23 protein-coding genes are annotated in these 25005 nt (G+C 60.9%); 14 read left to right on the forward strand and 9 right to left on the reverse strand.

The annotated features are described in order from the left end of the window. The first annotated feature begins 386 nt into the window (after positions 1–386). Positions 387–668, forward strand: coding sequence for a GNAT family N-acetyltransferase (locus tag ACK59H_RS15740; protein ID WP_027919638.1), 282 nt, complete (start codon positions 387–389; stop codon positions 666–668). A gap of 40 nt (positions 669–708) precedes the next feature. On the opposite strand, the gene ACK59H_RS15745 is transcribed toward ACK59H_RS15740, so the two are convergent. Beyond that, a complete protein-coding gene (locus ACK59H_RS15745) occupies positions 709–1785 on the reverse strand; it encodes a 3-deoxy-7-phosphoheptulonate synthase (protein WP_060476781.1) in 1077 nt (358 codons plus the stop codon). Between the two features lie 201 nt (positions 1786–1986). Between ACK59H_RS15745 and ACK59H_RS15750 the strand changes: the two genes are divergently transcribed. From ACK59H_RS15750 to cysB, 3 genes are all read left to right on the forward strand, one after another. Continuing rightward, positions 1987–2934 (forward strand): putative 2-dehydropantoate 2-reductase, encoded by a 948-nt coding sequence (locus ACK59H_RS15750; RefSeq protein ID WP_060476782.1) that lies wholly within the window; start codon positions 1987–1989, stop codon positions 2932–2934. A gap of 103 nt (positions 2935–3037) precedes the next feature. After that, positions 3038–3535, forward strand: a complete 498-nt coding sequence (locus ACK59H_RS15755) for a universal stress protein (RefSeq protein ID WP_060476783.1) — start codon at positions 3038–3040, stop codon at positions 3533–3535. A gap of 129 nt (positions 3536–3664) precedes the next feature. Next, positions 3665–4639: an HTH-type transcriptional regulator CysB gene (gene cysB, locus ACK59H_RS15760; protein WP_060476784.1), complete on the forward strand. Its 975-nt coding sequence runs from the start codon at positions 3665–3667 to the stop codon at positions 4637–4639. 135 nt (positions 4640–4774) lie between these two features. On the opposite strand, the gene ACK59H_RS15765 is transcribed toward cysB, so the two are convergent. The 5 genes from ACK59H_RS15765 to ACK59H_RS15785 all read right to left on the reverse strand — a co-directional run bounded on the left by ACK59H_RS15765 (position 4775) and on the right by ACK59H_RS15785 (position 10120). Then, positions 4775–5509, reverse strand: coding sequence for a phosphoadenylyl-sulfate reductase (locus tag ACK59H_RS15765; protein ID WP_060476785.1), 735 nt, complete (start codon positions 5507–5509; stop codon positions 4775–4777). Positions 5510–5599: 90 nt separating this feature from the next. Next, entirely contained in the window at positions 5600–6943 is a 1344-nt protein-coding gene (gene pabB / locus ACK59H_RS15770; RefSeq protein ID WP_060476786.1) for an aminodeoxychorismate synthase component I, read from the reverse strand. Between the two features lie 119 nt (positions 6944–7062). Beyond that, complete coding sequence (locus ACK59H_RS15775; RefSeq protein WP_060476787.1) at positions 7063–8043, reverse strand: alpha-L-glutamate ligase-like protein; 981 nt, start codon at positions 8041–8043, stop codon at positions 7063–7065. Next, complete coding sequence (locus ACK59H_RS15780) at positions 8043–9578, reverse strand: inactive transglutaminase family protein (RefSeq protein ID WP_060476788.1); 1536 nt, start codon at positions 9576–9578, stop codon at positions 8043–8045. Before ACK59H_RS15780 ends, ACK59H_RS15775 begins: the two co-directional genes overlap by 1 nt. A gap of 5 nt (positions 9579–9583) precedes the next feature. Continuing rightward, positions 9584–10120, reverse strand: a complete 537-nt coding sequence (locus ACK59H_RS15785; RefSeq protein WP_060476789.1) for an ATP-dependent zinc protease — start codon at positions 10118–10120, stop codon at positions 9584–9586. A 300-nt stretch (positions 10121–10420) separates the two neighbouring features. Between ACK59H_RS15785 and ACK59H_RS15790 the strand changes: the two genes are divergently transcribed. From ACK59H_RS15790 to prpF, 5 genes are all read left to right on the forward strand, one after another. After that, positions 10421–11137, forward strand: coding sequence for a GntR family transcriptional regulator (locus ACK59H_RS15790; RefSeq protein ID WP_060476790.1), 717 nt, complete (start codon positions 10421–10423; stop codon positions 11135–11137). Next, on the forward strand, positions 11134–12024 hold the full coding sequence (prpB, locus tag ACK59H_RS15795; protein WP_060476791.1) for a methylisocitrate lyase: 891 nt from the start codon (positions 11134–11136) through the stop codon (positions 12022–12024). Before ACK59H_RS15790 ends, prpB begins: the two co-directional genes overlap by 4 nt. A gap of 58 nt (positions 12025–12082) precedes the next feature. Then, positions 12083–13210, forward strand: a complete 1128-nt coding sequence (gene prpC / locus ACK59H_RS15800) for a 2-methylcitrate synthase (protein WP_060476792.1) — start codon at positions 12083–12085, stop codon at positions 13208–13210. Between the two features lie 76 nt (positions 13211–13286). Continuing rightward, positions 13287–15875: a Fe/S-dependent 2-methylisocitrate dehydratase AcnD gene (acnD, locus tag ACK59H_RS15805; protein WP_409264623.1), complete on the forward strand. Its 2589-nt coding sequence runs from the start codon at positions 13287–13289 to the stop codon at positions 15873–15875. A gap of 13 nt (positions 15876–15888) precedes the next feature. Then, the gene (prpF, locus tag ACK59H_RS15810) at positions 15889–17079 is read left to right on the forward strand and encodes a 2-methylaconitate cis-trans isomerase PrpF (protein ID WP_060476793.1); all 1191 of its coding nucleotides are present in this window, start codon (positions 15889–15891) and stop codon (positions 17077–17079) included. A 140-nt stretch (positions 17080–17219) separates the two neighbouring features. On the opposite strand, the gene acnB is transcribed toward prpF, so the two are convergent. Further along, a complete protein-coding gene (gene acnB / locus ACK59H_RS15815; RefSeq protein ID WP_060476794.1) occupies positions 17220–19829 on the reverse strand; it encodes a bifunctional aconitate hydratase 2/2-methylisocitrate dehydratase in 2610 nt (869 codons plus the stop codon). A 404-nt stretch (positions 19830–20233) separates the two neighbouring features. Between acnB and ACK59H_RS15820 the strand changes: the two genes are divergently transcribed. After that, positions 20234–20713: a DUF1289 domain-containing protein gene (locus ACK59H_RS15820; RefSeq protein ID WP_186476909.1), complete on the forward strand. Its 480-nt coding sequence runs from the start codon at positions 20234–20236 to the stop codon at positions 20711–20713. 21 nt (positions 20714–20734) lie between these two features. On the opposite strand, the gene queD is transcribed toward ACK59H_RS15820, so the two are convergent. Together queD and ACK59H_RS15830 are read right to left on the reverse strand one after the other, a co-directional pair. Continuing rightward, positions 20735–21091 (reverse strand): 6-carboxytetrahydropterin synthase QueD, encoded by a 357-nt coding sequence (gene queD / locus ACK59H_RS15825; RefSeq protein WP_060476796.1) that lies wholly within the window; start codon positions 21089–21091, stop codon positions 20735–20737. A gap of 53 nt (positions 21092–21144) precedes the next feature. Beyond that, positions 21145–22224 (reverse strand): patatin-like phospholipase family protein, encoded by a 1080-nt coding sequence (locus ACK59H_RS15830; RefSeq protein WP_060476840.1) that lies wholly within the window; start codon positions 22222–22224, stop codon positions 21145–21147. Between the two features lie 152 nt (positions 22225–22376). Between ACK59H_RS15830 and ACK59H_RS15835 the strand changes: the two genes are divergently transcribed. From ACK59H_RS15835 to ACK59H_RS15850, 4 genes are read left to right on the forward strand one after another with little or no spacing between them, the layout of a single operon-like run. Continuing rightward, positions 22377–22685 carry a PepSY domain-containing protein gene (locus tag ACK59H_RS15835; RefSeq protein ID WP_409264620.1) on the forward strand — a complete coding sequence of 103 codons (309 nt, stop codon included), beginning with the start codon at positions 22377–22379 and terminating at the stop codon, positions 22683–22685. Next, entirely contained in the window at positions 22685–22999 is a 315-nt protein-coding gene (locus ACK59H_RS15840; protein WP_060476798.1) for a PepSY domain-containing protein, read from the forward strand. The genes ACK59H_RS15835 and ACK59H_RS15840 overlap by 1 nt, the downstream gene beginning before the upstream one ends. A 1-nt stretch (position 23000) precedes the next feature. Then, complete coding sequence (locus tag ACK59H_RS15845; protein WP_060476799.1) at positions 23001–23669, forward strand: response regulator transcription factor; 669 nt, start codon at positions 23001–23003, stop codon at positions 23667–23669. Then, positions 23666–24982 (forward strand): sensor histidine kinase, encoded by a 1317-nt coding sequence (locus ACK59H_RS15850; protein ID WP_060476800.1) that lies wholly within the window; start codon positions 23666–23668, stop codon positions 24980–24982. Before ACK59H_RS15845 ends, ACK59H_RS15850 begins: the two co-directional genes overlap by 4 nt. Positions 24983–25005: the final 23 nt, after the last annotated feature.

A 25005-nucleotide genomic window follows, 5' to 3' on the forward strand; every position in this document is an offset into this window, starting at 1 on the left:
AAAATGTTGCCTAGGGTGACGCCGTCAAGGTTTTCGAGCTGATTGTGAAAAAAACCTATCGGGGCCGCAACCGGCTGTAGAAATGGAACTTTTTTGTTGAACTAGTGGTGACTTACAGTGTCACCAGGCGTCTTAAGCAGAACATCATCCGGCACCTATTGCGGGTTCTGTTACGCAGAGGTTCAGAGCAAACCTCTGCTACTTTTAAAGCGAACCACCTTGAGCATTTGCGCTTATGGTGCCTACTATTTGGAGTGGCCAGCTCGGACGAACCATTAGTAAATGCGTCGGGTCAAAGGCCCTAGAGGTGGCGCTGAGGTTCCTCCGCCGGACAAGCCAACGCGGTTAAGGTTAAGGTCTGCCAGAAAGGCCTGCGAGGAGTAGTGATGAGTGAAACGTTGACCATCCACCATGACCAGGCCGGTCATCAGTTCGAAACCAATGTGGACGGTCATCGTGCCTACCTGACGTACATGGACCTAGGCAAGCAGACGCTGGATATCTATCGCACATTCGTGCCCAATGCCTTGCGCGGTCGGGGTATTGCAGCTGCGCTGACCGAGAAGGCTCTCGAGTACGCCGACCAGATGGGTTACACGGTGATCCCTTCCTGCTCATACGTTGAGCGTTACATGGAACGTCAGCAGCGCCATTCGAGCAAGGCATGACACAACGAAAAAGCGGGGCCATGTCTGGCCCCGCTTTTTTTCAGCCGCGGTTGCGCTGAGGAAGCACATCCTTGAGCTTGGCACGCATGCTGCGCAAAGTCTTTTCAGTGGCTGCCCAATCGATGCACGCATCGGTTACCGACACACCGTACTGCAGTTCGTCGAGGTTTTTCGGGATCGACTGGCAGCCCCAGTTCAGATGGCTCTCGACCATCAGGCCGATGATCGACTGGTTGCCTTCGAGAATCTGATTGGCGACGTTTTCCATCACCAGCGGCTGCAGAGCCGGGTCCTTGTTGGAGTTGGCGTGGCTGCAGTCGACCATGATGTTGGCCTTGATCTTGGCCTTGGCCAAATCCTGTTCGCAGAGGGCGACGCTGACCGAGTCGTAGTTTGGTTTGCCATTACCGCCGCGCAGTACCACATGGCCATACGGATTGCCCTTGGTGGTGACGATAGAGACGCCACCTTCCTGGTTGATGCCAAGGAAACGGTGCGGCTTGGACACCGACTGCAGGGCGTTGATGGCGACTGTCAGGCCACCATCGGTACCGTTTTTGAAACCGACGGCCGAGGACAGCCCGGAGGCCATTTCGCGGTGAGTCTGCGATTCTGTGGTGCGAGCGCCGATAGCCGACCAGCTGATCAGGTCCTGCAGATACTGCGGGGAGATTGGGTCGAGCGCTTCCGTTGCGGTCGGCAGGCCCATTTCGGCCAGGTCCAGCAGCAACTGGCGGCCGATATGCAACCCGTCCTGGATCTTGAACGAGTCATCCAGGTAGGGGTCGTTGATCAGGCCCTTCCAGCCCACAGTGGTGCGCGGCTTTTCAAAATACACCCGCATGACCAGGTACAGCGTATCGGACAGCTCCTCGGCCAACACCTTCAGGCGCTCGGCGTATTCATGGGCGGCCTTGATGTCATGGATGGAGCAGGGGCCGACCACCACGAACAGGCGATGGTCCTTGCCGTCGAGTATGTTGCGCACCACTTCGCGGCCCGCAGTCACGGTCTGCAAAGCCTTGGCGCTGAGGGGGATTTCCTTCTTGAGCTGATCGGGGGTGATCAAGGTCTCGTTGGAGGCAACGTTAAGGTCGTCGATCGGTAAATCAGCCATCGTGTTACTCGTCAGGTCACGGGTGCCGGCCGCCAGCAATCCCCGTGCGGCCCAGCAGCAATAATGTTCGCAGCGGGGAGCCGAACCTTAGCGCGTTACAGAGGGCGCGACAATGGGATTTGGCAGGGCAAGCCGTGCTTGTGTGTGCCAGGCCACCTGAGAAGGTGTAAAAAAGCGCATCAACCCGTCCTGGAGAATCACATGGCTGCTCGCAACCTTCGTATCGGTATCATTGGCAGCGGTGCCATTGGTGGCTTCTATGGTCTGATGCTTGCCCGTGCCGGGTTCGATGTGCATTTCTTGTTGCGCAGCGAATATGAGGTGGTGCGCGAGCAGGGCCTCAAGCTCGAACACGCCGTGCTTGGCAGCTTGCACATGCCGGTCAAGGCCTATGCTCGCGCTGCCGACATGCCACCCTGTGATTGGCTGTTGGTCGGTGCCAAGGCTACCAGTGGTGCCGGGCTCGCGGCGCTGATCGAACAGGCAGCCGCTGCCGATGCCAGGGTGGTGGTGCTGCAGAATGGCTTGGGGGTTGAAGACCTATTGAGGGCCAGCCTGCCTGGCAATTTGCACTTATTGGGTGGCCTGTGTTTCATCTGCGTCAATCGCCAAGCCCCGGGGATTATTCGTCACCAGGCGTTGGGTGCTGTCAACCTTGGTTATCACAGCGGGCCGGCCAACGATGGCGGCGCGGCGATAGTCGAAGCCGGCGCTGGGCTGTTCCGGGCGGCGGGCATCGATTCTCAGGCCATGGCTGACCTGGGCCAAGCACGTTGGCAAAAGCTGGTATGGAACGTGCCCTATAACGGCCTTTCGGTGTTGCTCGGCGCCAGCACTCAGCAGCTGATGGCCGATGCCGACAGTCGCGAGTTGATCAAGTCATTGATGGCTGAAGTGGTGCAAGGGGCGGCGGCATGCGGATATGAGCTTCCAGAAGGTTATGCCGAGCAATTGCTGCTGATGACCGAGCGGATGCCCGATTACTGGCCGAGCATGTACCACGATCATGTTCAGCGCCGCCCGCTGGAGCTGGATGCAATCTATGCCGAGCCTTTGGCTCGCGCGCAGGCGGCTGGGTGCAGCCTTGCGCGCATTCAGATGCTTCACCGGGCCCTGACCTTCATCGATCGGGCCAATCGTTCGTGCTGATGCGCAGCAGGCCGCAGCGCCACCACGCAGGATGGCAGAGCGCAGGGCCGGGGCGCTGCTAAGCTGAATCTTGCTCTGCCGCAACGGCAGTCGAGGAGGTCGAATGATCCGCTCCATGCTGTACGCCACTGACCTCGGTGTCTACGCCCCTTTTGTCATGCAGCACGCCCTGACCTTGGCTCGCGCCTTCGGTGCAGAGCTTTACGTGATTCACGCGGTGGAGCCCATGGGCCAGTTCGCCGAATCCTTGCTGCAAAGCTACCTCGATGAACAGACGCTCGATGCATTGCACAGCGAGGGTGTCAACACGGTGATGGCTAACATCGAACAGCGGGTGCTTGAAAACTTTCGTGACGAATTGGGCGAGGACGCAGATTTAGCTTTGATCAAGGCAGTGCGCGTGCGTCAGGGTGACCCGGCGCAGGTCATTCTCGAGCAGGCGCAGCGACTGAGCGTCGATTTGCTGATCTTCGGCAGCCACAGTGCAGGAGCCGGTGTGGATGTGCCGATCGGTCGCACGGCGGTGCGCCTGCTCCAGTTATCACCAGTACCTGCCTACATGGTGCCGTTATCCCAACACCTTGGACGTAGGAAATTGTGAAGCAAACGGTCGGATGATTCCGTGGCGCGTGTAACAAAATAGTTCTAGTTTTATTTCGATAACCACTAATATAGTTATATCTCGTCACTGCTCGCTGCTGCTGACCTACCGCCGATTCGAGGGAAACCTATGAAGCTTCAACAACTGCGCTACATCTGGGAAGTGGCGCATCACGACCTCAACGTCTCCGCGACGGCGCAAAGCCTTTACACTTCGCAGCCGGGCATCAGCAAGCAAATCCGCCTACTCGAGGATGAGCTGGGCGTAGAGGTCTTCGCGCGCAGCGGCAAGCACCTGACTCGTGTTACTCCGGCTGGTGAGCGCATCATCAACACCGCTGGCGAGATCCTGCGCAAGGTCGAGAGCATCAAGCAGATCGCCCAGGAATTCTCCAACGAGAAAAAGGGCACGCTGTCCATCGCTACCACCCATACTCAGGCCCGCTACGCGCTGCCGCCTATCATTAGCAACTTCATCAAGCAGTACCCGGAGGTGGCCCTGCACATGCATCAGGGCTCACCCATGCAAATTGCGGAAATGGCAGCTGACGGCACTGTCGATTTCGCCATCGCGACCGAAGCGCTGGAGCTGTTCGGCGACTTGATCATGATGCCTTGTTACAAGTGGAACCGTTGCGTGGTGGTACCCCAGGGCCATCCGCTCACCAAGCTGCCCAAGCTGACGCTGGAAGCGGTCGCAGAGTACCCGATCGTGACTTACGTGTTCGGCTTTACCGGCCGCTCGAAGCTCGATGAAGCCTTCAATCATCGCGGCCTGACGCCCAAAGTGGTGTTCACCGCCGCCGACGCCGACGTGATCAAGACCTATGTGCGCTTGGGGCTGGGTGTGGGCATCGTTGCGAAAATGGCAGTGGATACCAAGCTAGACAACGATCTGGTTGCGCTGGATGCCAGCGAGCTGTTCGAGGCCAGCATCACCAAGATCGGCTTCCGTCGTGGCACCTTCCTGCGCGGCTTCATGTGCGACTTCATCGAGAAGTTCGCTCCGCACCTGACCCGCGAAGTGATGGCCAAGGCCATTCAGTGCCACAACAAGCAGGAGCTCGAAGAGCTGTTCGATGGTGTCGAGTTGCCCGTGCACTGATTGAAGGTTGTCAGCGCAGATGATCTTGATTGCGTCGGGGCGGTTTTAGCCGCAAAGAAGCCAGCGCAGGGCCATTAGGCAGTTGCTCCCGCAGTGGCTTCTCAGGCTTCAAGCGAGCCCGCTGGCCTTTGCCATCTATGCCTTGCTGATCAAATTGCCTGCGTGCAGCCCGCACTCTTTTTGAGTTGACTCTTCCCACCACCAGCGGCCTTCGCGTTCGTGCTGGTTTGGCAGAACCGGGCGCGTGCAAGGCTCGCAGCCGATGCTGATGAACCCACGTTCGTGCAGGCTGTTATAGGGCAGCTCCAGCATGCGGATGTAACCCCATACCTCTTCACTGGTCATCTGCGCCAGGGGGTTGAATTTGTACAGGGTGCGCTCGGGTGTGGAGAAGGCGCTGTCGACTTCCAGAGCAGCCACCTGGCTACGGGTGCCTGGGCTCTGATCGCGGCGCTGGCCGGTGGCCCAGGCGCTCACGGTCGCGAGCTTGCGCCGCAAGGGTTCGATCTTGCGGATACCACAGCACTCGCCGTGGCCGTCCTTGTAGAAGCTGAACAGACCTTTTTCTTTCACGAACGGATCGAGCTTGGCGCGATCCGGGCTCAGGATTTCGATCGGTAGGTTGTAATGCTCGCGCACTTGGTCGATGAAGCGGTAGGTTTCAGGGTGCAGGCGGCCAGTGTCCAGGCTGAAGACCTTGACTTGTTTGTTCAGCTTCCAGGCCATGTCGACCAGCACCACGTCCTCGGCGCCGCTGAAGGAAATCCACAGGTCATCACCAAAGTGCTCGAAGGCGAGCTTGAGGATGTCTTGCGGGGATTTGTTGGCATAGGTCGCGGCCAGGGCGGCGACGTCGAAAGGTTGGCTCATCAGGCGGTTTCCATCTTGGCTGTGGCGCTGTGCGCTCGTAGTGGGGTGATGGTAACAAAAAATGACGTGCCAGACGCCTGGCCCTTGGCCTCAGAGGCTTTGTAGCGTCTGCATCAGTACCCGCACCTTGGCGATCGACTCTTCGTATTCGGCCTGCCAGTCGGAATCGGCCACCACCGCGCCGCCGCCCCAGCAACTGGCCTGGCCATCCTTGATCAGCAGGCTACGGATGGCGATGGAGCTGTCCATCTCACCCCGTACGTCCACATACAGCAACGAGCCACAGTACAGCGCACGGCGGGTGGGCTCCAGCTCGTCGATGATCTGCATGGCGCGGATCTTCGGTGCGCCGGTTATCGAGCCGCCGGGGAAGCTGTCGCCAATCAGGTCCAGGGCGTCTTTGTCGCAGGCCAGCTGGCCAGTGATGCTGCTGACCAAGTGGTGCACGTTGGGGTAGCTTTCCAGGCTGAACAGCTCTGGCACCTTTACTGAGCCGATCTCGCAGGTACGCCCCAAATCGTTGCGCAACAGGTCGACGATCATCAGGTTCTCTGAGCGGTCTTTTGGGCTGTGGCGCAGCTCCTGGGCATTGCGTGCGTCCTCGGCGGGGTCGGCCGAGCGGGGCCGTGTGCCCTTGATGGGGCGGGTTTCCACCTGGCGTTGGCTGACGCGGATGAAACGCTCGGGTGAAAAACTCAGCAGGGCGCTGCCGTCAGCCAGTTGCTGATAGCCGGAAAATGGTGTCGGGCAAGCCTTGCGCAGCGCCTGATAAGCGCGCCAGGGGTCGCCTTGGCAGGGGGCGCGAAAACGTTGGGTGAGGTTGATCTGGTAGCAGTCGCCGGCCTGTATGTAGCGTTGCACCTGGTCGAAGGCCGCCTTGTATTGGGCAGGTTGCAGGTCGCCTTGCATGGCGGCGAGCAAGCGGAAGTCACCGCCAGGCGCCGGAGCTGCAGCTTCGAACAGGCAGATCAGCCGTTCCCGTTCAGCTTTGGCCAGGCTTGGGTGGAACACCAGTTGACTGGTGCCCATCTGGTGATCGCTGACCATGGCCCAGGCGTAAAGGCCCAGTTGCGCGTCGGGCAGCTCAAGGTCGTCGGCCGCGAGGCTGGGCAGGTGTTCCAGCCGGCGACCGAAGTCGTAGCTCAGGTAGCCGATCAAGCCGCCTGCGAAGGGTAGCTCGAGGCCTTCGGGCAACGTGGCATCGCCTAGCTGGGCAAGGCTGTTGCGCAAACGCTCGAGAAACTCGCGGCCATGCTCGCTGGGTTGAGCTTTCAGCTGCTGTACGGGCCAGGCGCTTAGCAGGTCGAAACGGCCACGCTCGGCACCGGGGCGCGCACTGTCAAGCAGTACTGCGCCGGGGGCCTCGCGCAAGGGGGCGAAGTAGGCGGCCGGGTCGGGCTGGTAGGGTAGGGGGTGAAGCGTACAGGTCGGCATCAGTGTGGGCGGCGATGACAAAAGCGAGGCGGCGATTGTAGACCTGTGCAGGGAACGCGCCTAGCTTTGGGGCGACATAAAACAGCCTGTTTGAGCAAGGGCCGCTTTGCGGCCCAGACTTACCGCGGATGCACGTGCCCGAACAGGTTCTGCGCCACCCGCACCCGCTCATCGGGCGTCTCGACGATACCGTCTTTGGCCAGTGCTTCGATGTGCGCTTCGATCGCATGGGTGCGTTGAGTCAGGCCAGTGTCGTTGGCGATTTGTATGTTCAGGCCAGGGCGTGCGTTGAGCTCGAGAATCAGCGGCCCTTTGTCTTGGTCCAAAACCATGTCCACACCGATATAGCCCAACCCGCACAGTTCATAGCAGCCAGCGGCCAATTTCATGAACCCATCCCAGTTCGGCAGTTGTACGCCGTCCACCGCGTTGGTGGTGTCCGGGTGCTTGCTGATGATGTTGTTCAGCCAGGTGCCTCGCAGGGTCACGCCAGTAGCCAGGTCCACGCCGACGCCGATGGCGCCCTGATGCAGGTTAGCCTTACCGCCGGACTGGCGCGTGGGTAGCCGCAGCATGGCCATGACCGGGTAACCCATCAGCACGATAATGCGGATGTCCGGCACGCCTTCGTAGCTGATGCTCTTGAAGATCTGGTCGGGCGTTACCCGGTACTCGATCAGCGCGCGGTCACGATGGCCGCCCAGCGAGTAAAGGCCGGTGAGGATGCTCGATACCTGGTGTTCGATTTCTTCATGGCTGATGATCCTGCCCGAGACGGTGCGGTAGCGGTCCTCGAAGCGGTCGGCAATCACCAGAATGCCGTCGCCGCCAGCACCTTGCGCCGGCTTGATGACGAAATCGCTGCGCCCACCAATGATCTCGTGAAGCTTGTCGATCTGCTTCTCGGTTTCGATGATGCCGTACATTTCCGGCACGTGGATGCCGGCAGCCAGGGCCCGCTCCTTGGTGATGATCTTGTCGTCGACAATCGGGTAGAGGCTGCGCTTGTTGTACTTCAGTACATAGTCCGCGTTACGCCGGTTGATACCCATGATGCCCCGGGCCTCCAGGGCTTTCCATGTCTTGATCAAGCCAAACATCAGTGGTCAGCCTTGTTCAGGAATGCCTTGAAACGCACGAGCTCGGTCAGGCGGTAGCCGCGGTAGCGACCCATCGCCAGCATGAAGCCCACCAGAATCAGCAGCACAGCGGGGAAGGTGAAGACGAAGTACACCAGCTCTGGCACCATCATCAGCAGGTGTGCCAGGGACGCTGCAAACAGGGTGCCGATCGCCACTTTCATGGCATGGCCAGCGCCGCGTTCTTCCCAGGTGATCGACAGGCGTTCGATGGTCATGGTCAAAATCACCATCGGGAACAGCGCCACCGACAGGCCGCGCTCAAGGCCCAGCTTGTGGCTGAACAGGCTGATGGCAGCGATCAGTACCACCACGAACGTCAGTACCACCGAAAGGCGCGGCAGCATCTGCAGCTTCAGGTGTTCCAGGTAAGAGCGCAGCGACAAGCCCAGCGCCGTGATGACCGTGAACAGCACGATGCCGAAGCCCAGCTGGGTTTCGCGGAAGGCCAGCGCGATCAGCACCGGCGTGAAGGTCCCCAGGGTCTGGATGCCGATCAGGTTGCGCAAGATCAGAATGACCAGTACGCCAATCGGGATCATCACCATGATCATGAAGGTTTGCTGAGTCTGCAGCGGTAGGCCGTACAGAGAGTATTCCAGGAAGTCCGCGTCGGTGTTCTCGTCGGTCAGCTTGGCCAGGCGGATGGCATTCATCTCGCTGTTGTTCATGGTGAAGGTGACGTTGGCTTTCTTGCCGCCATCGACGGTGATCAGGTTGTCGTCACCGGTCCACCACAGCAGGCGGTCGGACGGCAGGCCCTGCTCGCCGGTATCCGGGTTGAAGTAAAGCCAGTCGTTACCATTGAAGCTGCGCAGCCACAGCTCAGGCGTTTGCGGTGTATCGGCGATCAGGCGGATGGTGTGGACTTTTTCCATCGGTACATGGGCGATCGACAGCAGCAAGTCGATGACCTGGGCCTTTTTCATCGGCGAGGTGTCGCCGCCAAGTAGCAGCTTGACGTTGTCGTCGTTGAGGTTGTTGACACGCTTGATGGTTTCGCTGACGAAGGTTTCGACGTCTGCCGAATGCTGGCGGATCGGGGCCATCAAGGCTTCGGCGGCGATCTTTTCCGGGCCATCGATGGCCAGGCTGTCGCGGAAAGTAGGCCCTTTGATGGTGGCTTTTTCGCTGCTGTAGCGCTTGGTCAGTACCAAGCGGTAGTACAGCGTCTGATTGCCGCTGACGCGCCGCGCCGACCAAGTCACCTTGCGGTTGCCGTCGACGCGATTGATGCTCACGCCGTAGTTGTTGGAGATGAAGCTCTCATTGAGGCTGACATAGTCACGGTTCAAAGGCGGTACGAACATCTGGATCTTGACCGGGTCTTTGGCGCTGGCGACGAACTCAACCTTGGCGTCGATGTTCCACAAGTCGTCAGTTTCGTCTTCGGTCACTGGAATGCCGAGCACGAATATCTGATAGGCCGTGACCGCAACGCCGAGCAACACCAGTACGGTGATCAGGACTTTCAGATGGAGGGTAAGAGAGCGCATCGGAATTACTCTGCTTTGGGAGCGTCTTTGGCACAGGCAGGTTTGCCGGCCGCGTATTTAAGGCTTGGGTCGACCAGGGCGTCGAAGTGCTTGAGCGCCTCGGAGCCGATCAGCAGCGGGAACTGGAAAGCGCTACGGTCGGTGAGGTTGACTTCGATGGTGCGCCGGGCCTGGCCCATGCAAATTTCAAGTTCGATCACTGGGCGAGCCGTGTACGCCTTGCCGGATTCTGCATCATAGTCGCCGGCGCGGCGTTTGATCTTGCTGACACGCGCCAAGGGGCGCTCGATAGGATGCGAGTGGGCGGCATCGATGGCCAGATAGAAGCGTACCCAGCTCTCACCATTGCGCTTGAAGCGCTTGATGTCGCGGGCGCTGAGCGACGCGGTCTTGGCTCCGGTGTCGAGCTTGGCGGCTACTTCCAAGTCCAGATCGCCGAGCCGTGCATATTCGTTCAAACCATAAACGGTCTTGCCCGCGGCCTGGCCATAGGCCGGCAGCAAGGTGAAGCATAACAACAATAATACGGGTGTGAGTCTCATAATCCTGGCGCGGTGTTGAGCTGTGCAGAGTTCGGGGCAGAGGGGGACTGGCAACGGCTGCGCAAGCTTCCTCGTTCATCTGTCAACAACATGAATTGATGACAAGCGCACTATCCATGCTCCATTGAAGGCGCGGCATTCTACCATGCCGGCGTCTTGACGCCAGCGTGCCGCGATCTGACAACGCTATGGATGGGTAAGTTCTGCATTAGACGATTGTCGACAATATTCCTTTGTGCTTTGACTCTCCGCTACTAATTCGCTAGTTTCTGCTCAGGCGATTCGAAAGGTGTCGACAATATGCTGGACCTATCCACCCCGATTCCGGCGGACTCGGACGAAACGGAAACCTTGTCGGAGAACGTCTTTCGGCGCATCCAGGCGGCTATTGTCAAAGGCGACATCGCCCCTGGCAGTAAAATTTCCGAACCTGAGCTGGCCCGTACCTATGGCATCAGCCGCGGCCCGCTGCGTGAAGCGATACACCGTCTGGAGGGCCAGCGCCTGCTGGTGCGTGTACCCCATGTGGGCGCGCGGGTAGTGTCGCTGAGCCACGCCGAGCTGATCGAGCTGTACGAAATCCGCGAGTCCCTCGAGGGCATGGCTTGCCGCCTGGCGGCCGAGCGCATGAGCCAGGCTGACATCGACGAGCTACGCCGGGTGCTCGATACCCACGAGCGCGATGCTGCCTTTCAGGCTGGGCTAGGCTATTACCAGCAGGAAGGCGACTACGACTTCCACTACAGGATCATTCACGGCAGTGGCAACCAGACGTTGGTAAAGATGCTCTGCGGTGAGTTGTACCAACTGGTGCGCATGTACCGCATCCAGTTTTCCGCCACGCCCAACCGCCCACACCAGGCTTTTGCCGAACATCACCGCATCCTCGATGCCATCGAAGGCCGCGACGGCGAGCTGGCCGAACTCCTGATGCGCCGCCACATCGGTGCGTCCAAGCGCAATATCGAGCGTCACTACCTGGACGCCAACGACAATAGCCCACGAGGTGAGAAATGACTGTGAAGAGCACCCCCGGTCAGCGTTTTCGCGACGCCGTTGCCGCCGAGCACCCCCTGCAGGTGGTCGGTGCAATCAACGCCAACCATGCGTTGCTGGCCAAACGTGCCGGTTTCAAGGCCATCTATCTGTCCGGAGGCGGGGTTGCCGCAGGCTCGCTCGGCCTACCAGACTTGGGTATCAGTGGGCTGGATGACGTGCTGACCGATGTACGCCGTATCACCGACGTGTGCGATCTGCCCTTGCTGGTGGATGTCGACACCGGTTTCGGCGCTTCGGCCTTCAACGTTGCCCGCACCGTTCGGTCGATGTGCAAGTTCGGCGCGGCGGCCATTCATATCGAAGACCAGGTTGGCGCCAAGCGTTGCGGTCACCGGCCGAACAAGGAAATCGTCTCACAGCAGGAGATGGTCGACCGTATCAAGGCGGCGGTGGATGCGCGAAGCGACGACAGCTTCGTGATCATGGCGCGCACCGATGCCTTGGCAGTGGAAGGCCTGAACGCTGCGTTGGACCGCGCCGCTGCTTGCGTCGAAGCCGGGGCCGATATGATCTTCCCAGAGGCCATTACTGAGCTTTCGATGTACAAGACGTTCGCCGACCGAGTGAAGGCGCCGATTTTGGCCAACATTACCGAATTTGGCGCTACACCGCTTTACACCACCGAAGAACTGGCCTCGGTCGATGTATCACTGGTGCTGTACCCGCTGTCGGCATTCCGCGCCATGAACAAGGCGGCCGAAAACGTGTACACCGCGCTGCGCCGCGATGGCACCCAGAAGAACGTGATCGACACCATGCAAACCCGCATGGAGCTCTACGATGCCATCGGTTACCACGCCTTCGAACAGAGCCTCGATGCGTTGTTCGCCCAGAAAAAGGGCTGAGCGACACCTGCCCAATCAGCCAAGATTTCCATAACAAGTTCAAGAAAGGAGAAACACCATGGCCGAAGCAAAAGTACTCAGTGGTGCTGGCCTACGTGGTCAGGTGGCCGGTCAGACCGCTTTGTCGACCGTGGGCCAGGCCGGTGCTGGCCTGACCTACCGTGGCTATGACGTGCGTGACCTGGCCGCCACTGCCGAGTTCGAGGAAGTCGCCTACCTGCTGCTGTACGGCGAACTGCCGAGCCAGGCGGAACTTGCCGACTACAAGCACAAGCTCAAGGGCCTGCGTGACCTGCCGCAAGCGCTCAAGGAAGTGCTGGAGCGCATCCCGCGTGATGCACACCCGATGGATGTGATGCGCACCGGTTGCTCGATGCTGGGCACCTTGGAGCCCGAACTGACCTTCGAAGCTCAGCGCGAGAAGACCGACCGCCTGCTGGCTGTGTTCCCTGCGGTGATGTGCTACTGGTACCGCTTCAGCCATCACGGCGTGCGTATCGATTGCAACAGCGACGAAGACACGCTGGGTGGCCATTTCCTGCACCTGCTGCACGGCAAGCAACCGAGCGAGCTGCACGTCAAGGTCATGAACGTTTCGCTGATTCTGTACGCCGAGCACGAGTTCAACGCCTCCACCTTCACCGCCCGTGTATGTGCCTCGACCCTGTCCGATCTCTACTCCTGCATCACCGCCGCCATCGGCGCGTTGCGCGGCCCGCTGCACGGGGGCGCCAACGAAGCGGCAATGGAGCTGATCGAGCGCTTCCAGAGCCCGCAAGAGGCAACGGCTGAACTGCTGCGCATGCTGGAGCGCAAGGACAAGATCATGGGCTTCGGCCATGCGATCTACAAAGAATCCGACCCGCGTAATGAGGTGATCAAGGGCTGGGCGAAACAGCTGGCCGACGAAGTGGGTGACAAGGTGCTCTACCCGGTATCCGAGGCCATCGACAAGACCATGTGGGAGCAGAAGCGCCTGTTCCCCAATGCCGACTTCTACCATGCTTCGGCGTACCACTTCATGGGCATTCCAACGAAGCTGTTCACCCCGATCTTCGTCTGCTCGCGTTTGACGGGTTGGGCCGCTCATGTGTTCGAGCAGCGCGCCAACAACCGCATCATTCGCCCAAGCGCCGAGTACGTCGGCGTCGAGCAGCGCCAGTTCGTGCCGATCGAACAGCGCTGAAATAGACAAAGGGAGCCGACCCGTTTCCCCAGTGGAGGCGGGCGAGCCTTGCGAACCCTGTGACCGAGCCCGAATGATGAACACTGCATACCGCAAGAACCTGCCAGGCACAGCCCTGGACTACTTCGATGCCCGCGCTGCCGTCGAGGCCATCAAGCCCGGTGCTTACGACAGCCTGCCCTACACCTCTCGCGTACTTGCCGAAAACCTGGTGCGTCGCTGCGACCCGGCCACCCTCGATGCCTCCTTGGGCCAACTGATCGAGCGCAAGCGCGATCTGGACTTCCCTTGGTTCCCAGCCCGAGTGGTGTGCCATGACATCCTTGGCCAGACTGCCTTGGTCGACCTCGCGGGCCTGCGCGATGCCATCGCCGATAAAGGCGGCGACCCGGCCAAGGTCAACCCGGTGGTGCCGGTGCAGTTGATCGTCGACCACTCCTTGGCGGTCGAGTGCGGCGGGTATGTTCCAGAGGCGTTCGAAAAGAACCGCGCCATCGAAGACCGGCGCAACGAAGACCGCTTCCATTTCATCAACTGGACCAAGAAAGCCTTCAAGAACGTCGACGTGATCCAGCCCGGTAACGGCATCATGCACCAGATCAACCTGGAGAAGATGTCGCCGGTGATCCACAGTGAAGGGGGCGTCGCCTACCCCGATACCTGTGTCGGCACCGACAGCCACACTCCGCATGTCGATGCCTTGGGGGTAATCGCCATCGGTGTGGGCGGCCTGGAAGCGGAAAACGTCATGCTCGGCCGTGCCTCGTGGATGCGCCTGCCGGAAATCGTTGGCGTCGAGCTGACCGGCAGGCTGGCGCCTAGCATCACGGCCACTGACCTGGTGCTGGCTTTGACCGAATTCCTGCGTAAACAGAAAGTCGTCGGTGCTTACCTAGAATTCCATGGCGAGGGTGCGCGAGCCCTGACCTTGGGCGACCGCGCCACCATCTCCAACATGGCACCTGAGTACGGCGCCACGGCCGCGATGTTCGCCATCGATCAGCAAACCATCGACTACCTCAAGCTGACCGGTCGCGATGACCAGCAGGTACAGTTGGTGGAAACCTACGCCAAGGTCGCCGGCCTATGGGCTGACAGCCTGACCTGCGCGCAGTACGAACGCACGCTGAGCTTCGACCTGTCGAGCGTGGTCCGCAACATGGCCGGCCCGTCCAACCCCCATGCTCGTGTTGCTACCAGTGACCTGGCGGCCAAGGGCATCGCGGGTGCCTGGGAGCAAGTGCCTGGGCAAATGCCAGACGGCGCAGTGATCATCGCCGCCATTACCAGTTGCACCAACACCAGCAACCCGCGCAACGTGATTGCCGCAGGCCTGCTGGCGCGAAACGCCAACAGGCTCGGGCTCACTCGCAAGCCTTGGGTTAAATCGTCCCTGGCCCCGGGCTCCAAGGCCGTGCAGCTGTATCTGAAGGAGGCGGGGTTGGAGCGCGAGCTGGAGCAGCTAGGGTTTGGGATCGTCGCCTTTGCCTGCACCACTTGCAACGGGATGTCTGGGGCGCTGGACCCGCTGATCCAGCAGGAGATCATCGACCGCGACCTGTACGCCACTGCTGTGCTGTCGGGTAACCGCAACTTCGATGGGCGTATCCACCCGTATGCCAAGCAGGCGTTCCTGGCTTCGCCCCCTCTGGTAGTGGCCTACGCGATTGCCGGCACCATTCGCTTCGACATCGAAAAGGATGTGTTGGGGGTGGTCGACGGCAAGCCAATCCGCCTCAAGGATATATGGCCCAGCGACGAAGAAATCGACGCCGTTGTGCGCGCGGCGGTCAAGCCTGAGCAATTTCGCAAGGTCTACATTCCGATGTTCGCCATCGAGGAGGACCGCGGGCCGAAAGTGGCCCCGCTTTATCAGTGGCGCCCTATGAGCACCTACATCCGTCGCCCGCCCTATTGGGAAGGTGCGCTGGCCGGTGAGCGCACCCTGCGCGGCATGCGCCCGCTGGCGGTACTGCCGGACAACATCACCACCGATCACCTGTCGCCATCCAACGCCATTCTGCTCGACAGCGCCGCGGGTGAATACCTGGCGAAGATGGGCTTGCCAGAGGAAGACTTCAACTCCTACGCCACGCATCGTGGCGACCATCTGACCGCCCAGCGGGCAACCTTCGCCAACCCCAAGCTGTTCAATGAGATGGTGCGCAACGACGACGGCAGCGTCAGGCAAGGTTCGCTGGCGCGCATCGAGCCGGAAGGCAAGGTGACGCGTATGTGGGAGGCCATCGAAACCTACATGCAGCGCAAGCAGCCGTTGATCATCGTCGCCGGCGGCGATTATGGCCAAGGTTCGTCCCGTGACTGGGCGGCCAAGGGCGTGCGCCTGGCCGGTGTCGAAGCCATCGTCGCCGAGGGCTTCGAACGCATTCACCGTACCAACCTGGTGGGCATGGGCGTATTGCCGCTGGAATTCCAACCGGGCACCGACCGCAAGACCCTTGGATTAGATGGTAGTGAAACCTACGACGTGCTCGGCCAGCGCACGCCGCGGGCGACGCTGACCCTGGTGGTGACGCGGCGTGATGGTGAGCGGGTCGAGGTGCCGGTGACCTGCCGCCTGGACACTGCAGAGGAAGTGTCGATCTACGAAGCCGGCGGGGTGCTTCAGCGCTTTGCCCAGGATTTCCTCGAAGCGACCGCTTGAACAGGACATGAATATGGCACATCCAGCGCAAGTGAAGATTCCTGCTACTTACATTCGTGGCGGTACCAGCAAGGGCGTATTCTTCCGTCTGCAAGACCTTCCGGAGGTGGCTCAGGTCCCAGGCCCGGCCCGCGACGCGTTGCTGTTGCGGGTGATCGGCAGCCCCGACCCTTATGCCAAGCAGATCGATGGCATGGGCGGTGCCACCTCCAGTACCAGCAAGACGGTAATCCTGTCCAAGAGCATCAAGCCTGGCCATGACGTCGACTATCTGTTCGGCCAGGTCGCTATCGACAAGGCCTTCGTCGACTGGAGCGGCAACTGTGGCAACCTCTCGGCGGCGGTTGGCTCGTTCGCCATCAGCAATGGGCTGGTCGACCCTGCGTGTGTTCCGCGCAATGGTCTGGCCACTGTGCGTATCTGGCAGGCCAACATCGGCAAGACCATCATCGCCCATGTGCCGATCACCGAAGGCCAAGTGCAGGAAACCGGTGATTTCGAGCTCGACGGCGTGACCTTTCCGGCGGCCGAAGTGCAGCTCGAGTTTCTTGACCCGGCCGCCGACGAGGAGGGTGACGCTGGTGCGATGTTTCCTACCGGCAACCTTGTGGACGATCTGGAGGTGCCCGGCGTCGGTACCTTCAAGGCGACCCTGATCAATGCCGGTATCCCAACCGTGTTCGTCAATGCCGCCGACATCGGTTACACCGGTACGGAATTGCAGGATGCGATCAACGGCGACCCTCAAGCGCTGCAGCGTTTCGAGACCATCCGCGCTTATGGCGCAGTGCGCATGGGCCTGATCGAGCACATTGACCAGGCAGCGGGGCGGCAGCACACCCCGAAGGTGGCCTTCGTCGCGCCCCCTGCCGCCTACACAGCCTCAAGTGGCAAGGCGGTTGAGGCCAGTGACATCGACTTGCTAGTGCGTGCGTTGTCCATGGGTAAGCTGCACCACGCGATGATGGGCACCGCAGCGGTTGCCATCGGTACTGCCGCCGCCATTCCAGGTACGCTGGTCAACCTCGCTGCAGGCGGCGGCGAGCGCAGCGCCGTGCGTTTCGGCCACCCGTCCGGCACCTTGCGGGTGGGGGCCCAAGCGCGCCAGGTAGACGGCCAGTGGACGGTGACCAAGGCGATCATGAGCCGCAGTGCTCGGGTGTTGATGGAGGGCTGGGTTCGCGTGCCTGGCGATAGCTTCTAAGGGATAGCGGGTAAGCCGCGACCTGCGCTTGCCAAGCGTCAGCATGCTGGTGCTTGCGCGGGTGACCCGCGAAACGGGCACGCTAGACGAAAAAACCCCGGCATTGCGCCGGGGTTTTCTTTTACAGCGTATTGCTCAGCTTACGCCTGGACCACCGGGATCTTGGCGTTGGCCGCTGCTTCGCGGAACTCGGCGATCTGGTCGAAGCTCAGGTAGCGGTACACGTCGGCAGCCATGCTGTCGATGTCTTTGGCGTACTGCATGTACTCTTCGACGGTCGGCAGTTTACCGATGATCGAGGCGACTGCCGCCAGCTCTGCCGAGGCCAGGTACACGTTGGTAGCGTCACCCAGACGGTTCGGGAAGTTACGGGTCGAGGTGGATACCACGGTCGAACCGGTCTGCACACGTGCCTGGTTACCCATGCACAGCGAGCAGCCTGGCATTTCCATGCGCGCACCGGCCTTGCCGTAGATACCGTAGTAGCCTTCTTCGGTCAGCTGGTGAGCGTCCATCTTGGTTGGCGGGGCCAGCCACAGACGAGTGGGGATACCGCCCTTGACCTTCTCCAGCAGCTTGCCGGCAGCGCGGAAGTGGCCGATGTTGGTCATGCACGAGCCGATGAACACTTCGTCGATCTTCTCGCCCTGTACCGAAGACAGCAGACGGGCATCGTCCGGGTCGTTCGGCGCGCAGAGCACAGGCTCCTTGACGTCGGCCAGGTCGATTTCGATGATCTCGGCGTATTCGGCATCGGCATCTGCCGACAGCAGCTCTGGCTTGGCCAGCCAGGCTTCCATGGCCTGAGCGCGACGCTCAAGGGTGCGGGCATCGCCGTAGCCTTCGCCGATCATCCAGCGCAGCAGGGTGATGTTCGACTGCAGGTACTCGGCGATGGCCTTCTCTGGCAGCTTGATGGTGCAGCCGGCAGCGGAGCGCTCAGCCGAAGCGTCGGACAGCTCGAAGGCTTGTTCGACGGTCAGTTCGTCCAGGCCTTCAATTTCCAGGATGCGGCCAGAGAAGGCGTTTTTCTTGCCTTTCTTCTCGACGGTCAGCAGGCCCTGCTGGATGGCGTAGTAAGGGATGGCGTGAACCAGGTCACGCAGGGTGATGCCTGGCTGCAGTTTGCCCTTGAAGCGCACCAGGATCGACTCTGGCATGTCCAGTGGCATGACCCCGGTGGCGGCGGCGAACGCCACCAGGCCGGAACCTGCCGGGAACGAGATGCCGATCGGGAAGCGGGTGTGCGAGTCGCCACCGGTACCCACGGTGTCAGGCATCAGCATGCGGTTCAGCCAGCTGTGAATGATGCCGTCACCTGGGCGCAGCGACACGCCGCCACGGGTGCGGATGAAGTCTGGCAGGGTGTGGTGGGTGGTGACGTCGATCGGCTTCGGATACGCCGCGGTGTGGCAGAACGACTGCATCACCAGGTCAGCTGAGAAGCCCAGGCACGCCAGGTCTTTGAGCTCGTCGCGGGTCATCGGGCCAGTGGTGTCCTGGGAGCCGACAGTGGTCATCTTCGGTTCGCAATAGGCACCTGGGCGCACGCCCTGGCCTTCTGGCAGGCCGCAGGCACGACCGACCATCTTCTGTGCCAGGGTGAAGCCCTTGCCGGTATCGGCAGGCTGTTCTGGCTTCTTGAACAGGTCCGACGGGCCTTGGCCCAGTTCTGCACGGGCTTTCTCGGTGAGGCCACGGCCGACGATCAGCGGAATACGGCCACCAGCGCGGACTTCATCCAGCAGCACTTCGGTTTTGAGCGTGAACTCGGTGACCAGCTCATCGCTGCCGTGGCGGCGCACTTCGCCTTTGTAAGGGTAAACGTCGATGACGTCGCCCATGGCCAGGTTGGTGCAGTCGAACTCGATCGGCAGGGCGCCTGCGTCTTCCATGGTGTTGTAGAAGATCGGGGCGATCTTGGTGCCGAAGCAGAAGCCACCGGCGCGCTTGTTCGGCACGTACGGGATGTCGTCGCCGAAGAACCACAGCACCGAGTTGGTGGCGGACTTACGCGAAGAGCCGGTACCGACCACGTCACCCACATAGGCAACCGGGAAGCCTTTGGCTTTCACGGCTTCGATCTGGGCCAGCGGGCCCACGGAGCCTGGCTGGGAAGGCTCGATGCCGTCACGGGCCATTTTCAGCATGGCCAGAGCGTGCAGTGGGATGTCAGGGCGCGACCAGGCGTCCGGGGCAGGGGACAGGTCGTCGGTATTGGTTTCGCCAGGTACCTTGAACACGGTCAGGGTGTATTTGTCGGCGATGGCCGGGCGCGAGGTGAACCACTCGCCGGCAGCCCAGGATTCCAGCACGGCCTTGGCGTGAGCGTTGCCGGCCTTGGCCTTTTCGGCTACATCGTGGAAGGCGTCGAACATCAGCAGGGTGTGCTTGAGCTGCTCGGCCGCGACGGCGCCCAGTTCGGCGTCGTCCAGCAGCGCGACCAGCGTTTCGATGTTGTAGCCGCCCTGCATGGTACCCAGCAGTTCAGTGGCGTGCTTGCGGTCGATCAGCGGCGACTTGGCTTCACCTTTAGCGACGGCAGAGAGGAATGCAGCCTTGACGTAGGCAGCTTCGTCCACCCCTGGTGGAACGCGGTTGGTGATCAGGTCTACGAGGAAGGCTTCTTCGCCGGCCGGCGGGTTCTTCAGCAGCTCGACCAGGCCTGCAGTTTGTTCGGCGTTCAGCGGCTGGGGCACGATACCCAGGGCGGCACGCTCTTCGATGTGTTTGCGGTAGGCTTCAAGCACAGTTATTACCCTCATCAGTGGTCCCTAAAGGGAGTCCGGGACGCTCATCCAGCATTCGATGCACCCATGCGCTGCCACGGCCTTTTGGGCCGCCCAACCAGGGTCGCAAAGAATCCTTACAGAAGCTGCTTTCAAAGTTTTACGCCTGCAGAACGGGAGCTGATGAGGGCTGGCGCGGGCATGCGAGGGGTGCATGGCCCGGGCCAACGCCGTTCTACCGGATGGACTGTGCTCGTGACGCTTTGAAAACAGCTTCCAACGGACATTGTTGCCTTGAAAAGGCGGGGTGATTCTACGGCAAATTGTCGCAGAAGGTAAGGCGGCGAGCGTGACTTTAACGGGTGACCGTGGTTAGACAAAGGGCTAACATGCCTCGGTGTTCCACCGCCAAGCCATTGTTTCGAATGTCCAACCAGTCCATCAAGACCCCTTGCGTCGGCCTCTGTTCCACCGTGTACGGGGACACGGTATGCCGTGGCTGCAAGCGGTTTCACCATGAAGTAATCCACTGGAACGGCTACGACGACACGCAAAAGCGCGCTGTCTGGCTGCGCCTGGAGCAACTGTTGGTGCAGGTGATGATGGCCAAGCTGGAGGTGTTCGACAAGGGCCTGCTGCGCCAGCAATTGCAGCAGCGTTCGATCCGCTTCGTCGAGCAGCAGTCGGAGTACTGCTGGGCGTATCAGTTGATCGCGCGCGGGGCACGGATGATTCGCGACCTGGAGGCTTACGGCATGGCGCTGCTGCCGGAGTTTCGCGACTGGGAGCTGCCACAACTGCGCGATGCCATCGACCGCGAATTCTTCCTGCTCTCCGAGGCCCATTACCAGCGCTACATTGCGCCAAGGTTCCTGCGCGACGGGGTGGGCGATGGGCAGGGCTGAGCGCCTGCCCGCAGCAGCGTATCAGTCGCCGGTGTACTCGCAGCCACTGGTGCAGGTTTCGTGGATGCGCACCTTGGAGAGCTCTGGCATCAGGGGTTTGACCTGGTCCCAGATCCACTTGGCGATCACTTCGCTGGTGGGGTTCTCAAGGCCCGGAATATCGTTCAGGTAGTTATGGTCAAGCTGGTCGTAGATCGGCTTGAAGATCGCCTTCACCTCGGCAAAGTCACGGATCCACCCGGTATGCGGGTCGAGCGGGCCGGTCAGGTGCAGGCCGACCTTGAACGAGTGGCCGTGCAGGCGGCCGCACTTGTGCCCTGCTGGAACGTGGGGCAGGCGGTGGGCCGATTCGAACGTAAATTCCTTGAAGATTTCCACGCTGTCATAACTCTGTGTGAATCAATAATGCGCGCAGTCTACCAGCATGGCCGCTACAAGGCTTGCAGGCGTTCGGGCAACCGCCCGGTGGCGATCAATTCCAGCAATTCGTCGCCCAGCCGCTGGCTTTCGGCGATGGCCTTGTACCAGTAGCGCTTGCGGCTCGGCGCATCGCCCATGAAGCGCTTGAAGTCATTACGGTCGGGCAGCTTGCCGAAAGGCAAGGCAGCCAAATACTGCGGCGATGGGGTCAGCAACAGTACGTTCTGCAAACGTGTGGCGTCGCCCTTGCGCCAAGGCAGCGCCTTGTCGAACCAGCCAGGCACCACTTTGTCGGTGAAGTGCGGATACAGCACCAGGTCGTCACCGCGGTAGGGCAAGTCGAGGTGATAATCGAGCAAGCCACCGTCGCGGTATGTGCCAGCCCCTGCACCGGGGATATCACGCACACCTTCCATCACCATCGGGATGGAACCTGAGGCCAGTAGTGCGTGGCGCAGATTGGCTAGGTCCAGTGGCAGGCAGCGCGAGGGAAAATCGGTGAGGGCCTCGAGCGGCGGGGCGCTGCGAGCATCGTGCAGGATCACGCGTTCGAAGTGTCGGGCCAGCCGCGCACGGCCCAGTAGGTTGCTGGCAATTACCGAGCCCAGGCCCATGCCTAGGCGGGCGCGGTGGTCGTGGGCAAGTTGGCCATGGCTCTTGACCACCAGGATGTTCAAGCGGTACAGCGGGTTGGCGAGGATCTGCCCGTCGCGGCCTTGCAGCAAGTCGTCGAGCATGCGCTGGCAGCTGCGGCTGATCTGCGCCGGGGTCACGCCCTTGGCAAAGTCCTGTTCGGTGTATAGCTCGCCCAAACGGCGGATGCCGGCCACGGGGTCGTCGAGGCAGGCGCTGGCGAAGCGCCAGGAGCCGATCGAGGCGCCGATCAGGGCGCGTTGGCGCGGCGCCGAAGGTAGCCACTCGCCGAACAGGGCCAGGTCCAGCCCCTGAATGCCCAACGGCTTGGGGCCACCCGCCGCCCCAGGCAATACCCCGACATCGCCAGGCTGCAAACCGCGCTCGCGAATCTGCCGCAAGGCGCGCTGGCCAGCCTTGAAAGTCAGGGCTGGGTATTTGATGTGAATGGCGCTCATGTCGAACTCCACAGCTAGCGAGCCGGTCATTATAGGGCCTTGATGCAGCCGTAGCTGCGCTATCATGGCGCCAGCTGTTTTCAGGTTGAATTAAGGACCGCTGGTTAATCTTAACCCCGTAGACAACTTGAACCTCGCTCAGGAGAGCCATCATGAAAACTTTGACTGCCTTGTTCACTGCCGCCGCCCTTGCACTGGGTGCCAACGCCGCTTTTGCTCAGGAGGTGCAGCCTGACGAAGTGGTGAAACTGGTCAACGCCAAGACCATCAAGTCGCTGGACGAACTCAAGGCTGCTGCCGTGGCCAAGCATCCAGGTGCCACCGTCACCGATTCGGAGCTGGAAAACGAATACGGCCGCTACATCTACAAGGTCGAACTGCGCGATACGCAGAACGTGGAGTGGGACGTCGACCTGGACGCCAAAACTGGTGAGGTGCTGAAGGATCAGCGAGACAGCTAATGGCCTGCATCACTCGGCCGGCGCGATACGTGCTGTTTTCGTTGCTGGCCGTTTGCTCGCTGGCCGTTGCCCACGATCTGGACCAGGACCAGGCCCTGAAACTGCGTCAGAAGGGCGTCATTCTGCCACTTGAGCAATTGCTCACGACCGCCCTGGGGCGTTACCCCGGGGCGCGTCTGCTGGAGGCCGAACTGGAAGAGGAGCACGGCCGCTACGAATATGAGGTCGAATTGCTCACCCAGGAAGGCGTGGTGCGCGAAATCAAGCTGGACGCCAGCACTGGTGCTCTGCTCAAAGACGAGGAAGACGACTGACATGCGCCTGCTGCTTGTCGAAGACAATGTACCCCTGGCCGACGAGCTGACTACCAGCTTGCAGCGCCAAGGCTATGCCGTGGACTGGTTGGCCGATGGGCGGGATGCGGTGTATCAAGGCCAGAGCGAACCCTACGACTTGATCATTCTGGATCTGGGTTTGCCTGGTTTGCCGGGTCTGGATGTACTGGAACAATGGCGTGCCGGCGGGTTGGCAACACCGGTGCTGATTCTCACGGCGCGCGGATCGTGGGCTGAACGGATCGAAGGCCTCAAGGCTGGGGCCGATGACTATCTGAGCAAGCCCTTTCATCCCGAAGAGCTGCAACTGCGCATTCAGGCGCTGCTGCGTCGCGCCCGCGGCCTGGCCAACCGGCCAACCCTGGAAGCGGCAGGTCTGCATCTAGATGAGGGCCGCCAGTGCGTGAGCCGCGACGGGGTCGATATTCAGCTCACGGCTGCCGAATTTCGCCTATTGCGCTACTTCATGCTGCACCCGCAGCAAATCCTGTCCAAAAGCCATCTTGCCGAGCATCTTTATGATGGCGAGACGGAGCGCGATTCCAATGTGCTGGAGGTGCATGTCAATCACCTGCGGCGCAAGCTGGGGCGAAGCGTCATCGAGACTCGGCGCGGCCAGGGGTATATCTATGCCGGGAGCGGCGAGTGAAGTCCATCCAGGCACGTCTTAGCCTGGGGCTTATTGCCGTACTGGTGATTGTTGGCCTGGTGCTCGCGCAACTGACGCTTTGGTTGTTCGAGGCAGGTTTGCAGCGTTACCTGGAAAACGGCCTGCGCAAGGAAAGCGAAAACCTGCTGGTGGCGCTGGTGCGAGGGCCCACGGGCCTGCAGTTGGATGAGCGGCGTATCTCAGCGGCCTATCAACGGCCTTTTTCCGGCTACTACTTCCGTATCGATTTTGACAAGGGCACTTGGCGCTCGCGTTCTTTATGGGACCTGGATATGCCCAAACCCGCTGAGCCGGGGCTTTCCGATACCCACGAGCTAGGGCCGGAAGGCCAGCAATTGCTGGCCCTGCGCGCGGATTACCGGCGCCTGGGCCAGGATATTTCGATCAGCGTCGCGCAAGACTATTCGCCCGTGCGCCAAGGCTTTCGCCATTTGCAGCAAATCGGCCTGGGCATGGGCCTGATCGCGTTGCTCATCGTACTGGTGCTGCAGCGCATCACCGTGACCCGTTCGCTGCGCCCACTGGAGCGAGCGCGCCAGCAGATTGCCCAGTTGCAGCAGGGCCAGCGGTCTCAGCTCGACGCTCAGGTGCCCAGCGAACTGGCGCCCCTGGTCGGCCAGATCAACCACTTGCTCAGTCACACCGAAGACAGCCTGCGCCGCTCGCGCAATGCTTTGGGCAACCTGGGGCATGCCCTGAAGACCCCCTTGGCAGTGCTGCTCAGCCTCGCCTCCAGCGAACGCCTGAAGGACCTGCCGCAGGTGCAAGCGCAATTGCGTGAACAGTTGCAGCAGATCCAGCAGCGGCTGGCCCGCGAGCTCAACCGTGCGCGCTTGGCAGGGGATGCATTACCGGGGTCTCAGTTTGACTGCGATGCCGAGTTACCCGGCCTGTTCGCGACCTTGTGCATGATTCATGGCGAGGTCTTGCAGTTACACCGCGAGGTTCCCCCAGCTCTGCAATTGCCATGGGACCGCGAAGACGTTCTCGAGCTGCTGGGTAACTTACTCGACAACGCCTGCAAGTGGGCCGACAGCGAAGTGCGTCTGGAAATTGCTGCAACGCCTGCTGGGTATCAACTGTGGGTCGATGATGATGGCCCTGGCATCCCTGAGGGCCAACGCCTGCAGGTATTGGAGCGGGGATCGCGGTTGGATGAGCAGGTCGATGGGCATGGCTTGGGGCTGGGCATCGTGCGCGACATTGTCGAGGCCTGGAATGGCCGGCTGGAGCTGTTGCAAAGCCCATTGGGTGGCCTGCGCATACGGATCGAACTGCCGCGTAATTATTGAAGTGTCTGCAGTGACGATTCAGA

This window comes from Pseudomonas sp. KCJK9000, assembly GCF_046230725.1.
GTDB classification, from domain to species: Bacteria; Pseudomonadota; Gammaproteobacteria; order Pseudomonadales; family Pseudomonadaceae; genus Aquipseudomonas; species Aquipseudomonas promysalinigenes.